This is a genomic window from Bradyrhizobium sp. USDA 4486 (assembly GCF_054057995.1).
Map to the genome: position 1 here is coordinate 4,702,867 of NZ_JBSRZV010000001.1, position 13,654 is coordinate 4,716,520.

Sequence of the window (13,654 nt, forward strand, 5' to 3'; positions counted from 1 at the left end):
GATGCATGAAGGCAGACCATTCTCCGACCTATCTGACCAAGATGGCGCCTTCGCGGCGCTCGCTGTTGCTGTTCGCTGTTTCGGCGGTTTGCCTACGGGTTGGCAACAACATTGTCGATGCAAAGCAAGCAAAAGCGCCGCCCAAGCCAAATAACCTGATCTCGCCCGAGGCTGCCCTGAAGCGGCTCATGGAAGGGAACGATCGCTATGTCCGGGGCGGATCACGACACGACGACTTCAAGCGCGAGCGTCAGGTTTTGGTGGATGGGCAAAATCCATATGCCGCGGTTCTGAGCTGCGCCGATTCTCGCGTGGCGCCTGAACTTGTCTTCGGCAGCGGACTTGGTGATCTATTTGTCTGCCGCCTCGCCGGTAACTTCGCCAACGATGACACGCTCGCCAGTATGGAATATGCGGTGGCCGTGCTGAACACGCCGCTGATCCTGGTACTTGGCCACGATCATTGCGGTGCGATAGACGCCACGATCAAGTCGCTCCAGGACGATAAGCCGCCGCCGGGGCACATTTCATCCCTCGTTGCTGCGCTTGCGCCTGCGGTAAAAGGTTCTCGCCAGCAAACCGGTGACACGTTCGCCGAAGTAACCCGACAAAATGTAGTCGATAACGTCAACAAACTAAAATCGACGGGGCCGATTCTGAACGCGGCAGTTGAGCAGAACAGACTAAAGGTCGTCGGGGGCCTGTATCGGCTCGACACCGGCAAGGTCGATTTGCTGAGCTGACGCTGACACCCTCGCCGGCCCGCTAGTCGTTTGCCGCCTGATGCAGGGCTTCGGTCGAATTCCCGTAATTCACTCGTGCATCGGCTGCCCTCAAATGCACCGAATAGAATCCGCTCCACAATTGTCATAGCTTCGGGAAGACCCTTGGTATGCGCGGCCTCTTAATTCTCCTTGCATTATACGTGCTCATATTGGCAACGCGAGGCCAGCACCAAGAAACCCTCATACCGCGAGCGCCAGTATTTATGCCTGCGCGTTAATGCGCTAGTCCAACACGCAACGAGCTGACTTGTGTAAAATCGACCAGATCGACCAGGCGTTGCTGCCGCTCAGGCTCCTCCTGCAGGATCTGGAGTGCTTCTCCACCGCGACAGCCATAAAGGGTGATGGCGCCTCGGCGACAATGAATGGACGACACCGATTGACCATGAAGTTGCGCAATACGCCGGAAGCAGTGACAAGCGCGCCCGCCGCGCCCAGCACCTTGCCCCAGGCGTGGACCACCACCAGATCTCCGCGCCCCTCATAGGACGCGCTGAGCCCCGTCTCCTGCTCGCCGTAACGCCTGTGGCGTAAGCCTCGTCCACGACCAGAAACTTGGTAGCACTCGGCGACTGCGACTAGATCTTTAAGCGGCGCGAAGTCGCCGTCCATTCTGTAGAGGCTTTCCACCACGATCCGGATGCGCCCTATTCCGCCCTTGGCGCACCAGTTGCCAATCACATCTGCGACCGACTGTAGATCAATATGGGCGCTCATCCGAAACTCCTGGACGCCGCCGTCACGTTTGATGAATACTTGCGGTGTGATGTCCACTTCTAACCAACAGCTCACCCATAGTCGCGAGCACGGTAAATTCCGCTTTCGGTAACGTCGGGAGATCGGAGCGGGCCTGAAACTCAGCAGGCAAGCCGAGCCCGACTGATTCGCGGTCGAGGTCCACTTCAGTTGTTCTCCTTCCATGTCCGGTTGATGACGCGTTGTGCCTGGAATCAGACACGCGAGGCGCGAGCATCCTCTCGGCGCGGCACGAGCCAAGTGATCTCGCTCGATTCAGACACGCCGGCAGACCATGATTGATGGCACGTCGATTGCTGGGGACATGCAAAGGAGCCGCAGGCATCGCCGACCCCGCGGTTGCCAAGTCAGGAATTCACAACGTGGTTCGAGCCGGGTGGGCAAATCGTCCGTTGGAGGAGACATGGCAGAACCAGCGCTGTCGTCGGCCGTCGGAGACATAGTGCAGCAGAGGTGGATCGATCTCGCCGCCGCATATCAGTTGCTTTGCCGGTTCAGCCTCAATGAGAGCATCGACAGCCATATCTCAGTCAGTCCTGCCAGCCCTCAACACCTTTTCTTTGAGTCAATGCGTTCGGGGAGTGGTTTGGACTGGCAAGCGCCTTTCATCGCATCACAGTCAATATCAACTGCGACAGTTTCGACGATCCCTGCCCACTGGGTATCAATCCGACCGGCTTCGCCGTGCGCCCGCAATCAAATTCAATGAAGTGCGGCAGCGATCGGCTCAAGACACCGAGGACAGGTTTATGAACGCTCCACCAGAGACGATCACTCGAGTAACCGACGCTACGGCTGCGACCTGGGACAATCTGTCGCCGCTGCTGGTTGATATCCGCGCGCGTCGAAACGAATTCGCCCGAGCGCAGAAGATTCCAGACGAGATCATCGAGGGCTTCAAGCGCGTTGGCGTCTATCGAGCTTTGGTCGCCAAGCGATTCGGCGGCGAGGAGCGAACGCCGGCCGATTTTTGTCGCCTGATCGAGCGTATTTCCGAAGTCGACGGCTCCGCCGGTTGGGTCGCCAGCTTCGGCGATGGGGCTCGCTACCTCGCTGCTCTTCCGGAGGACACGCTTCACAAGGTATACGCGAATGGACCTGACGTGGTGTTGGCAGGTGCGCTTTTCCCGCTCCAGCCCGCCAGGCGAAGCACCGACGGGTTTGTCGTGAACGGCGTGTGGCCATTCGCCAGCGGCTCACCGGGCGCGGATCTGATAGCCGTTGGCATCACTGTGGAAGACGATTCGACCGGTGGCCTTGCGCGTGTAGCCGTGATGCCGGCCGAGAAGGTGACAATCCGCCCCAATTGGGACGTCATCGGTCTGCAAGGCACCGGCAGCCACGACGTCGTTGTCAACGACGTCATTGTGCCGGAAGAATGGACCTTGATCCGCGGCGGTCCGCCGACACTCGACGCGCCGATCTATCGTTATCCGTCCATGACTTTCGCTGCCCAGGCGCATGCGATTGTCGGCATCGGAATTGCGCGCTCCGCGCTAGACGAGGTGATCGCGGAGGCCGGAAGCCGCACCTCAATCACAGGAGCGCCCGTCATGGCAGAGCGCGGCTATGCCCAACTGGAGATGGCTAGAGCCGAAGCCATGCTGCGTTCCGCCCGTTCCTTCTTCTATGAGGCCACCGAGGAGCTGTGGGAGGAAGCGATCAAGGATGCGGTAAACCCGCGCACCGCGACCCTAATGCGACTCGCCGCGACAAATGCCGCGCGGCAAAGCGCTGAGGTCTGCAACATTGCGAGCGTCCTCGCTGGAAGTGCGTCGCTCTATACAACCAGCAATCTGGCGCGAGCGATGTGCGATAGCTTCGTGGTTGCCCAGCACGCAGCTCTAAGCGAGGGAACGCTCCAGAGCGCCGGCCGACTCCTGCTCGGAAGTGCAGCACAGCCGGGATTTCCATGAGGTGGTTCATCCACGTTCCGCACCCCTCCCAGCAACTGATTGCCGCACCGCGATATCATGCTGTCTGCAGCTACAAGACTTAGCGGCCTGCCAGCCTTCCTTAAAGGAAGAGTAGAAAGAGAGAGCGAGAGCCTTTCAGTCGGGCTCTTCTCAAAAGCGACCGCTCCATATCCGTGGAGCAAGCATCCCTTCCCCCGTCGCGAACATAACGAGCGGCCCCATGGGTCTCTACGCACCCGCCTCGATCATTGTCGTGTCGAGCGCGATCTACACGCATAGCCGCAACGTCTCGCGGTTTGATTCACAACGCTTCTAAGTGGCGTTTTGATTGGGAGAGATTTCGCAGCGCGATGTCGGCGGACCGGAGATCACTCGGCTGCGCCAGGAGAGAGGACGATTGCGCATGGAGCGCGACATTTCAACGCTGGTGATGCCAGTCGGAAGCCAACAAGATCGAAATGATGAACTGACGACTCATGATCGCCAACTCTCGCGATCTTCTGGACAAGACGAACACACGACATCACACAAGAAATATGCCGTCCAATGTACCAGGAGCGCTCGCGCGTATATGCCCATCCAAAAACGGTATGCGCGACGCCATGTCGACCGATGGCGGATCACTTGCTATCGGCGAGAGGTCGGCGGCTTGAGTTTTATGCGGGTCAGCTCAAAAGACCTTGAATCGCACGTAGCGTCACGTTGTACCATTTTGAAGTCGGCTGACGAGGATGCCCCGCAAGCGGACCGAGCCGATGTTTTCTGCCGACCTCGGTGAGACGATGATACTGGTGCGGTCGATGTGTCTACGGCAGAGGGGGACCCAGGTGGGCCAATCACCGCCTGCGGATCGCTCGAACGCGCTCCGAGCGCTCGCACAAATAACAAGGTACTTCTTCCCACGCCGCGGGGATGGTGGGTCGCGGCGTTCTTCGGCCGGCACGCTGATGCCATGCGAACAGCCGCGGATCGCCTCTAATCGGCCCCACTCACTAAATCCGCATGACTTTGCCGCTTCTCAGGACAACGGACAATACTTCCCTCCAGCTGTGCGAGCCAGTGTTGAGCCGCGTTCTGTCAATATCGTTTTGAAACAAGGAATGACACCAGATTTCTGCGACCATTGATCATTCCGTAATTAGAATTTGCGGCGAACGTTTTGCCGCAAATAACGTCGGCAGCGCTCCCTCTGTCGACGACTAACTTCCGCCCGGCCATCCAAAGAGGCCGGGCGCTTTTTTTTGCGTCACTGAATGACAGTTTTGGATTGTCCTGGCCCGCGGTGTTTCATGATTGCGAAGGGTTAGGGAGAGAGAGAGAGAGAGAGACAAACGTAAGCGATCGAGCATGAGTTCGACGATCTCGTCGATCCCTGCGCGTGATGACAACGGTCGACGATCCGACCGTGTGCCCGGACGCAGCGCACGGTGCTGCCCGAGATCGAGCGCTCGGTCGGGCGCCCATCTGTCCCGGTGAGCTCTCGCGTCCGGATTTTCTCGGCTACGGCTTCGACGTCGTGCAGGTGGGTGACAGCAGGGATAAGCGCGCCTTCTGATCAGGAAGGGCGTGATCAGAGAAACGTTCTGCGCTAGATCACGTGAAGCTCTGCATCCAAATTTGAGTGGCCTTCGCGCAACCGACTGACTATTATCGAACCATGTCTCGCCTTGTGTGTCTAACTGCTACTATCACCCTTACGCTGCTGTCGGTCGTCGCGCACGCTGCGCCAATCAAAACGGGGCCCAAGCCGGTCTGGCAAGGCTACGGCTTCCTGCCCGGCTATCGCCAGCCGCTGAGCAACAGCATTCCACTCTACAAACAGAAGGACTTGATGCGCCGGTTCTCGCGCGCCGACCGACGCCACTGGTATATTGACCCGGTTCCTCAGTATTTCGGTTGGGACGGCGAGTGGCACTATTTCGGCCAACCCGGCTTCCGCGGCGGCCGCTACAACGGAGGCAGTTTCGGGCCGTGCTGGACGCGGACGCCGATCGGGCCCATCTGGAATTGCGGGTGATCGGGCCGCGCGGTTAGGAGACACTTCGCGCCATTGCGCCGGGATTACGTCGCGGCTTTTACTGACGTCCTCTCCCGATCTTCGTGATCGCGTTGCCGCCACACAGGCACGGCGTGCTCGCAGATTTGATGATCAGCTCCGCGTGCGGCAAATAAGCAGGCAAGTAACCGCAATTGGGATGACATCTTGATCCGATCCGGCGCGAGATCGGCCGCTGATGATCGCCGCCGCCCTCTACTACGTCGCGACCAGGACGCCCTGCCGGACAATCGGCTGCTGCAGTTATGCTGGACGCCTCGCCGCAATTCTGTTCTGGAATGAACACATACTTCAGCTCGCTCTCCCATTGACATAAGAATAGCGACGCCTAGCGCGTGCTGAAATCAGCCGATCTCAAGGAATTACGAGAACCGATGCAATTGTTCTGGCATTTGTTCGAAGCAGTGCACCCGCTTCCGAGAGGACCAGGCCATACAGCAGCCCTCGGACGATTCAATGCTTTTAGCGCTGGCTGCAGTGTGAAAAACCCACCACCCGCCCGACCTGGACGTCGTGCGCCGGGTTTGTAATGGCAACCCGGAAACGGGAGCGCCGTCCGGCCACTGGTATCCGCTCAAATGAGCACCCGTTGTGCAGCTTTGGGCGGCCAAGCGCGCCGGTCAGGTTTTCCAGCGGTGAATGAGGCGCTCGATGTGAGTCGTCTCTAGAAGCGCGTATTTTTGAGCAATACATCACCCTCCACCGCGCGGGGATAGTGGGACGCCACCTCGAAGGATGGCAACAGGTCAAGAATAGCTTGCAGGGACAACTGCCCTTCGTAGAGCTCGCGGTCGCTATATTCCGTGTAGACGAAGCGCGTGTTGCTCAAGGTCCGCATGCCGCCGGCGATAACATCGGATTCGGCTCCCTGGACATCCATCCAGATGAAGTCGATCGTATTCAGCTTAGCTTCGCTGCACCAATCGTCCAGCCGCCGCGTTTCAACCGAGACAGGGCGATCGAACCGAACCCAATCATACTCAGTAAGATGATTCTTCGGGCGGCGTATTGAGCCGGAGAGGTCCCATTCCTTCGCATCACCGTCTGCATTGCTTGGATGGAAGTCGATCATCCCGTTTCGATCACTGATCGCGATTTCAAGCAGCTTCACCCTATCGAGGGATGGCCCCAGCTTCTTCTTGAAGCGCGCGATCGCTCTGGGGTCCGGCTCAAAGCAGTAGAGCTGAGCTTGCGGGCAGAGGTTGAGAAACTGTTGCGTATCGGTCCCGTCATTGCAGCCGATATCCAGGATGACGGGATTGGGCTTCTGAAGAAGTGAAACAATGTGCTGGTGTACTTCGACAGATGACACAGGTGCTTTTCCCATTGGGCGCGGAGATCGGATGAATTTCGTCTTTGACGCCGCAATCACACGCCAGACGCGCCGGCACAACGTATATCAATGTATATGATTCATATACCCGTCGGTCCCCTTGATCCATGGCAGCGATTTGGAGGCCATCAACATCAAAAGGCAAGCCTGTCGGACCCGGGCCTGCAGCGACTGCCTGCAATGCAGTTTGCCCCTCGATCTCGGCAGACGCGCCAACTGCGAGCTAGCTCGTCGTCTCCGGTCCGCCTTTCGGAGCGGCAGAAAGATCGGCTTCGTACAAATGTCAGTCGTCGGCCATTCTCCCCAAAGCGTGCCCGCCAGACTGATCTCTCGTGCGCAGGAATAGCCAATCACCTCGATCGCGGTTGCGACAGGCAAGATGTGCCCGGCCGACTGACCGCTGCCATCCCAGATTCGCTGAGGCAACGTGTGAACCACTCATTGGAATGACCTGTTCTTCGGAATACCGTACGAGGAAGGAACCGACGCACTCGTTGCTGCGCAAGCAAAACACTGCACGGCAGTCGTCGCGGATCTCTTCGACTTCTGGACCTTGCCGCGGATCTCCGGCAAATCGAAGCTGGCCGAAGCGATCCGCTTTGCCGTCTCTCGGCGCACCATCTTCGAACGCCTCCCAACTTTAGGGCTCGCGGGTTTACGTCTGCCACAAGCGCGCATAGGCGCTTTCAGCCAGCAGTTCAGGATGTCTGCCCTCCGCAACGATCCGGCCCCTGTCTAAGACGACGATTTTGTCGGCACCACAGATGGTGCTGAGTCGGTGAGAGATGACGATGATAGTCTTGCCGTCCCGACGCAAATTCTCAAAGAGCCGGTGCACAGTGGCTTCGGCAACCGAGTCGAGCGAGGAAGTCGGCTCGTCCAAGATTAGGATTTCCGGATCCCGGTATAGAATTCGTGCTAACGAAAGGCGCTGCTTCTCGCCACCAGACAATTTTACGCCATTTTCGCCCAGGTAGGCTTGGAAACCTCCGGGCCAATGCTCGATTGCCTCCCGCAGCCCAGTTTGATCGCAGATTCTCATAATTCTATCGATCTCGGGTTCGAATTCACCAAGTGCGATGTTCTCGATCACAGAGCCCGAGAACACGTCCGCTGATTGCGGTACCGCACCGACAATCCTGCGCAGGGATACCTTTGAGAGGTCCTTGAGATCATAGGAACCGATCCGGATGCGTCCTCCCTCAAGCGGATAAATATTCTGAAGCAGCGCAGCAAGGGAGCTCTTGCCGGAGCCGCTTTCCCCCACCACTGCGGTTATCTCCCCTTTGCGGAACGTGACGCTCAGATCTTGAAAGAGCTTTGGCTGGGCGCCATGGCGAAACGTGACATTCTCCAGGCGGATATCACCAAGCCCGGATTTTGTGAGATCAGCGGCGCCGTTAGGTGCCGGCTCTAGGTCGAAGATCTCGAACAGGCGATCCGCCGCAACAAAGGCGTCCTGCACGATTCTGTTGGTTTGGATCAGGTCGGCGACTGGTCGGTTGAGATAGCAGAGCAGTGCATAGCAGGAGAGCAACTCACCTGGAGTGACGGTCCGGTCCAAAACGAGCGTCGTGCCGAACCACATTAGCAGGATTGTGAATAGAGTTGAGAGGAAGCTACAGGCATTATCTCCAACGATTGAGACGAGACCGACGCTGTAGGCCGACTGCAGCGTCTTGACGAAGCGGGTCTCCATCTTGAGGCAGGCAACGCTCTCGATTCCGAATGCCTTGATCGTAGAAATAGCTCTGAGCGATTCCACCAGTTGCGCCGCGAGATCGGCGGCACTCTCCATCATCGCACGCTGTCGTTTTCTGTTCAGCCTGTTGATGGTCCAATATAACAAGGCGTAAAGCGGGACCGAGATCGCCACGACAAGGGCGATCTTCCACGAGTAGAGGAACATCAGCGCGAGCGAGAACAGTATCACGAGAATGTTGACGAACATCGTGATCGAGAGCTCGTTAAGGAAGCTCCTGATTTTCACCGCATCGTTCATCCGGGAGACGATTTCTCCAACCCGCATACTGTCGAAGAACCTTTGAGGTAAGCTTAGGATGTGATTGTAGTAACTGAGGATCAAGCACACATCGATCTTCTGCCCTGTCTCCAACACGATCCGGCTTCGAAGCAGATTGATTAAGGTCTGAAGCACTAGGATCAGCAACATCGCGACGCCCAAGAGGTTGAGCAAGTTTCGGTTGCCTGATGTCACAACCTGATCGACGATCTTCTGGACGTAAATGGCCGTTGAAAGACCGAGGATCGTGGTTACCAGCGCGCCGACGAGAGCCTGGGTCAACGCCGCTCTGTGGGGCGCAAGCAGTCGCGCGAAGCGGACAATAGTAGAGGTGGTCTCATCGCGACGCTTGAAGGTCTCTGCCGGAATCAGGAGCACCAGGACGCCAGTCCATTGCCCCTGGAACTCTTCATGCGATAGCTTTCGGATTTCTCCGAACGCCGGGTCCATGACGGTGACCCACCGCGCGTCGATCGCCACGACGACCACGAAGTGGTGCAGCACATCCTTGACGGTCACATGCGCAATAGCGGGCTTGGGTATCCTGTACAAGCTGTCGAAGTCACCCTTGACACCCTTTGCAATGAAACCCAACTTTTGAGCGGCATGCAAAAGACCCGACATCGTGGTGCCGGAGCGGTCGGTCGAGGCATATTGGCGGATACGAGACAATGGCAACTTGCAGCCGTAGTGGGCTGCAACTGAAGCAAGACTGACGGCCCCACAATCCATCATGTCGCGCTGCTTAAACTTGATCTGACTCGACACGGTGGTTCACTGACTTTTAAAAAGTAGGTATTTAGCTAGCAGCCAAGAGCGGGTTGAGCCAATCGTCCATCTCACTGTAGATGAGTTGCAGGAGAGTGCGCTCGGCGACGACAAATCGGACTCGTGCAGTCATGCCTTTCTTGAGATGGCCAATAATTCCGCTATTGAGTGCAAGTAACTGCGTCCGGAGTCGGACGGGAGGGTCGAAAGAAATTAGATCCTGGACGTCACTGGCACGACCGCGCTTCAGACGGATTTCGTCCGCCAACGTACCGATTTCCTCCTCAATGAACTTTTCGTCGAGAACCAGAACTTCCTGGCCGTGTACAACCCGATCGTTGCCGACGGCAAGGACACGAGAAATGCGCGCGGGCGCGAAAGCGTTTCGTTCCGCAACGAAGTTTCCAAAAGAGCCTGAGGCGAGCCGGCCTGCATCTGTTCACCGCGCCGGCTCGCCAGCTATTCTTCACGCAAGCTGCTTAATCTTCGCAGACTACTGTCTGGACCAACACACCCGTGTAAGGATCTGGCACCCACTCGATCCAGCAAAGATGGCCCCCAGCAGCGCACGCTTCTTCGTAGGTCAGTTCAGTCACTCCATAAGCTGGCAAATCCATTCCTTTCTCCTTTTGCATATGACGACGGGTCAACAACTGCTGCCGCCAACATACGGGTTTCAAGTTTCGTGCCAGCCGCTTAGGACAGCGGGAAAGTGTGCGTGTGTTTTTGAAGGCCTGAGTGCGGGCAGACGGCTCGGACATTAGGTCGCAACATGACTAGTCAGTCGCGAACACAACAAATGTGAAGAAGACGGCGATCATCCGAATTGGGCGAGCCGGGCTGCTAGAGCTGCGGAAGCGAATCGCCATCAGCACCGCTGTACCACATGGCTGACAAGGCTCGAACGTGCACAAGCGGAACCAAGATCCGACGCCGACGAGAGGATCCGGCGAATGCGGTTTGGCCACCAGCCTTACCAAGCGCGCAGAAGCGCGACTCGGTCGAACGTGTGGTCGGCGACCGTGACGACGACGCGTGACTCCGTGCGACTTCCTCATGGCCGGCCTCTGCTGTGTTCGTACCGCAGCGTCCGATTGCCTGATAGGTCGGAGCAGATCAATTCTTGAACGCCCCGCGATGGAATAGTTGGCATATTTATTATTATGCGCATGGATCTCATATTGCTCGAGTCAGCTCTTCGCTGAATCTTGTGCGCTCCACGTTTTCCCGCCGCTGCTGTCAGACAAAGCAATCAGGTGCAGGCCGGACAGCGACGTCGAAATACGCGGCGCTTCAATCGGTGTAAGGGCGTGAGGAACCCTGGGCTCAACCGGGTGTTTCGGCGACACGTAATGTCATTTCCGCGACAGCTTGGCGCCTGTATATCTAAGGGTGTCTGCTTCCGGACAAGGACACGCGCAGGCCCAGCAACGGATCAGCAGAATGCAGGCATGGATCGTTCAGCTCATTTTGGCCTGACCCTTGCTATAATTGGGCTTGTCACAATGTGACTATCTCCAACTTGTTCAAAACGCTCAGGAGTCTTGTATGAATTTCCGTCCGCTTCACGACCGCGTCGTGGTCAAGCGCATCGACGCCGATGAGAAGAGCGCTGGTGGCATTATCATTCCCGACACAGCCAAGGAAAAACCCTCGCAGGGCGAAGTCATTGCAATTGGCCCGGGTGGCCGCGATGAGACCGGCAAGCTGATTCCGATCGACATCGAGGTCGGGGACCGCGTGCTGTTCGGCAAATGGTCAGGTACCGAAGTCAAGATCGATAGCGAGGAGCTGTTGATCATGAAGGAGAGCGACATCATGGGGGTTCTCACCCATGTGTTTTCCGACAAGAAAGCTGCCTAACCCAGCGCTCGCACAGCTCACTTCCTGAAGAGCGCCCACTTAGGCGCGCTGAAGGGTGAAAAAATAAGAACTGAGGGAATTCTTAATGTCAGCCAAAGAAGTCAAATTCGGAGTAGACGCGCGGGACCGCATGCTGCGCGGCGTCGACATCCTCGCCAATGCCGTGCAGGTCACGCTTGGTCCGAAGGGCCGCAACGTCGTGCTCGACAGGTCGTTCGGCGCGCCTCGCATCACCAAGGACGGCGTTGCCGTCGCCAAGGACATCGAACTCGACGACAAGTTCGAGAACATGGGCGCCCAGATGGTGCGCGAAGTCGCTTCGAAGGCGGCGGATGCTGCCGGCGACGGCACCACCACTGCGACCGTCCTGGCCGCCGCGATTGTCCGCGAAGGCGCCAAGTCGGTTGCCGCCGGTATGAACCCGATGGACCTGAAACGCGGTATCGACCTCGCGGTCGAAGCCGTGGTTGCGGATCTGCAGAAGAACTCGAAGAAGGTCACCTCGAACGAGGAGATCGCCCAGGTCGGCACCATTTCGGCCAACGGCGACCAGGAGATCGGCAAGTTCCTCGCCGACGCCGTGAAGAAGGTCGGCAACGAGGGTGTCATCACCGTCGAGGAAGCCAAGTCGCTCGAGACCGAACTCGACGTCGTCGAGGGCATGCAGTTCGACCGCGGCTACATCTCGCCCTACTTCGTCACCAACGCCGACAAGATGCGCGTTGAGATGGACGACGCCTACATCCTCATCAACGAGAAGAAGCTGTCCTCGCTGAACGAGCTACTGCCGCTGCTCGAGGCCGTGGTGCAGAGCGGTAAGCCGCTGGTCATCGTCGCTGAAGACGTCGAAGGCGAAGCGCTCGCGACGCTGGTCGTGAACCGCCTCCGTGGCGGCCTGAAGGTCGCGGCCATCAAGGCTCCGGGCTTCGGCGATCGCCGCAAGGCCATGCTGCAGGACATCGCGATCCTGACCGGCGGCCAGGCAATCTCGGAAGACCTCGGCATCAAGCTCGAGAACGTCACGCTCAATATGCTTGGTCGCGCCAAGAAGGTGATGATCGAGAAGGAGAACACCACGATCGTCAACGGCGCCGGCGAGAAGGCCGACATCGAGGCGCGCGTGGCCCAGATCAAGGCGCAGATCGCGGAGACCACCTCCGACTACGACCGTGAGAAGCTCCAGGAGCGTCTCGCCAAGCTCGCGGGCGGCGTCGCGGTGATCCGCGTCGGCGGCGCGACCGAGGTCGAGGTGAAGGAGCGCAAGGATCGCGTTGATGACGCGATGCATGCGACCCGCGCGGCAGTCGAGGAAGGCATCCTGCCGGGCGGCGGCGTCGCCCTGCTCCGGGCCTCCGAGCAGCTCAAAGGCCTGCGCACCAAGAACGACGACCAGAAGACCGGCGTCGAGATCGTGCGCAAGGCGCTGTCCTGGCCGGCCCGCCAGATCGCGATCAACGCTGGTGAAGATGGTTCGATCGTGGTCGGCAAAGTCCTGGACAACGAGCAATACTCTTATGGCTTCGATGCGCAGACAGGCGAGTATAGCAACCTTGTCTCCAAGGGCATCATTGACCCGACCAAGGTCGTGCGCATCGCGGTCCAGAACGCTGCCTCGGTGGCGGCGCTGCTGATCACGACGGAAGCGATGGTTGCCGAGCTGCCGAAGAAGGCCGCGGCTGGTCCAGCAATGCCTCCAGGCGCCGGTATGGGCGGTATGGACTTCTGATCTACTCTGTCAAAGTGTCGATGACCATGCAAAACCCTGGCACGAATGCCAGGGTTTTGCTTCGGCGCGCTTGCAACGTAACCCCTAGCAAGCCGCTGTGTGTCGGCAGGTTGCGCAATCGATGCTGTTGCGCAGACGGTCAGGCGGATCACGGGAAATGACTTTCTAGAGGATGGAGCGGGACCGAACTTTGGACTACCCAGAGCGTTAGCGGCTGGTTGCGCCACGCGGGTTTGCGGTAAAAATGGCGATCTGCTGCCGATTGCTCTCTAAGGGCCCTTTTTTGTTGTAGTGTTTGCGGCAAATCTCCCCCTTTTTCTGTGCGTCTGCAAGGCGTAGGCACCGATCGCAGATCCCGCCCGGAAGCGGCCGTTGAAGGCCTGGATAACGCATCATCGTTTGGCTTGCCGGGCTGCCAAACCAAGCGT

Annotated in this window: 7 protein-coding genes and 3 pseudogenes; 6 read left to right on the forward strand and 4 right to left on the reverse strand. The window is 58.2% G+C overall.

The genetic code is table 11. The features are described from left to right. The first annotated feature begins 5 nt into the window (after positions 1–5). On the forward strand, positions 6–743 hold the full coding sequence (locus tag ACVWY3_RS22675) for a carbonic anhydrase (RefSeq protein ID WP_456840469.1): 738 nt from the start codon (positions 6–8) through the stop codon (positions 741–743). A gap of 292 nt (positions 744–1,035) precedes the next feature. Here the strand turns inward: ACVWY3_RS22675 and ACVWY3_RS22680 are convergent. Next, positions 1,036–1,605, reverse strand: a pseudogene (locus ACVWY3_RS22680) (aminotransferase class I/II-fold pyridoxal phosphate-dependent enzyme); the annotation flags it as partial. Positions 1,606–2,290: 685 nt separating this feature from the next. Between ACVWY3_RS22680 and ACVWY3_RS22685 the strand changes: the two are divergent. Continuing rightward, a complete protein-coding gene (locus ACVWY3_RS22685; protein WP_456840470.1) occupies positions 2,291–3,457 on the forward strand; it encodes an acyl-CoA dehydrogenase family protein in 1,167 nt (388 codons plus the stop codon). A gap of 1,657 nt (positions 3,458–5,114) precedes the next feature. After that, on the forward strand, positions 5,115–5,474 hold the full coding sequence (locus ACVWY3_RS22690; RefSeq protein WP_456843427.1) for a hypothetical protein: 360 nt from the start codon (positions 5,115–5,117) through the stop codon (positions 5,472–5,474). Between the two features lie 703 nt (positions 5,475–6,177). Here ACVWY3_RS22690 and ACVWY3_RS22695 read toward each other — a convergent pair. Beyond that, positions 6,178–6,825, reverse strand: coding sequence for an FkbM family methyltransferase (locus tag ACVWY3_RS22695; protein ID WP_456840471.1), 648 nt, complete (start codon positions 6,823–6,825; stop codon positions 6,178–6,180). 496 nt (positions 6,826–7,321) lie between these two features. Between ACVWY3_RS22695 and ACVWY3_RS22700 the strand changes: the two are divergent. Beyond that, a pseudogene (locus ACVWY3_RS22700) lies at positions 7,322–7,492 on the forward strand (IS66 family transposase); the annotation flags it as partial. Between the two features lie 9 nt (positions 7,493–7,501). On the opposite strand, the gene ACVWY3_RS22705 reads toward ACVWY3_RS22700, so the two are convergent. Then, the gene (locus ACVWY3_RS22705; protein WP_456843428.1) at positions 7,502–9,604 is read right to left on the reverse strand and encodes a peptidase domain-containing ABC transporter; all 2,103 of its coding nucleotides are present in this window, start codon (positions 9,602–9,604) and stop codon (positions 7,502–7,504) included. A 64-nt stretch (positions 9,605–9,668) separates the two neighbouring features. Then, positions 9,669–9,812, reverse strand: a pseudogene (locus ACVWY3_RS22710) (hemolysin secretion protein D); the annotation flags it as partial. 1,373 nt (positions 9,813–11,185) lie between these two features. Here ACVWY3_RS22710 and ACVWY3_RS22715 point away from each other — a divergent pair. Further along, positions 11,186–11,500, forward strand: coding sequence for a co-chaperone GroES (locus ACVWY3_RS22715; protein ID WP_456840472.1), 315 nt, complete (start codon positions 11,186–11,188; stop codon positions 11,498–11,500). 85 nt (positions 11,501–11,585) lie between these two features. Next, positions 11,586–13,226, forward strand: a complete 1,641-nt coding sequence (gene groL, locus ACVWY3_RS22720) for a chaperonin GroEL (protein WP_456840473.1) — start codon at positions 11,586–11,588, stop codon at positions 13,224–13,226. Positions 13,227–13,654: the final 428 nt, after the last annotated feature.

Bases quoted from the DNA above. Each gene is read 5' to 3' on its own strand.
- ACVWY3_RS22690 (WP_456843427.1), top strand. From the start codon at position 5,115: ATGTCTCGCCTTGTGTGTCTAACTGCTACTATCACCCTTACGCTGCTG.
- groL (WP_456840473.1), top strand. From the start codon at position 11,586: ATGTCAGCCAAAGAAGTCAAATTCGGAGTAGACGCGCGGGACCGCATG.
- ACVWY3_RS22715 (WP_456840472.1), top strand. From the start codon at position 11,186: ATGAATTTCCGTCCGCTTCACGACCGCGTCGTGGTCAAGCGCATCGAC.
- ACVWY3_RS22685 (WP_456840470.1), top strand. From the start codon at position 2,291: ATGAACGCTCCACCAGAGACGATCACTCGAGTAACCGACGCTACGGCT.
- ACVWY3_RS22675 (WP_456840469.1), top strand. From the start codon at position 6: ATGAAGGCAGACCATTCTCCGACCTATCTGACCAAGATGGCGCCTTCG.
- ACVWY3_RS22705 (WP_456843428.1), bottom strand. From the start codon at position 9,604: ATGATGGATTGTGGGGCCGTCAGTCTTGCTTCAGTTGCAGCCCACTAC.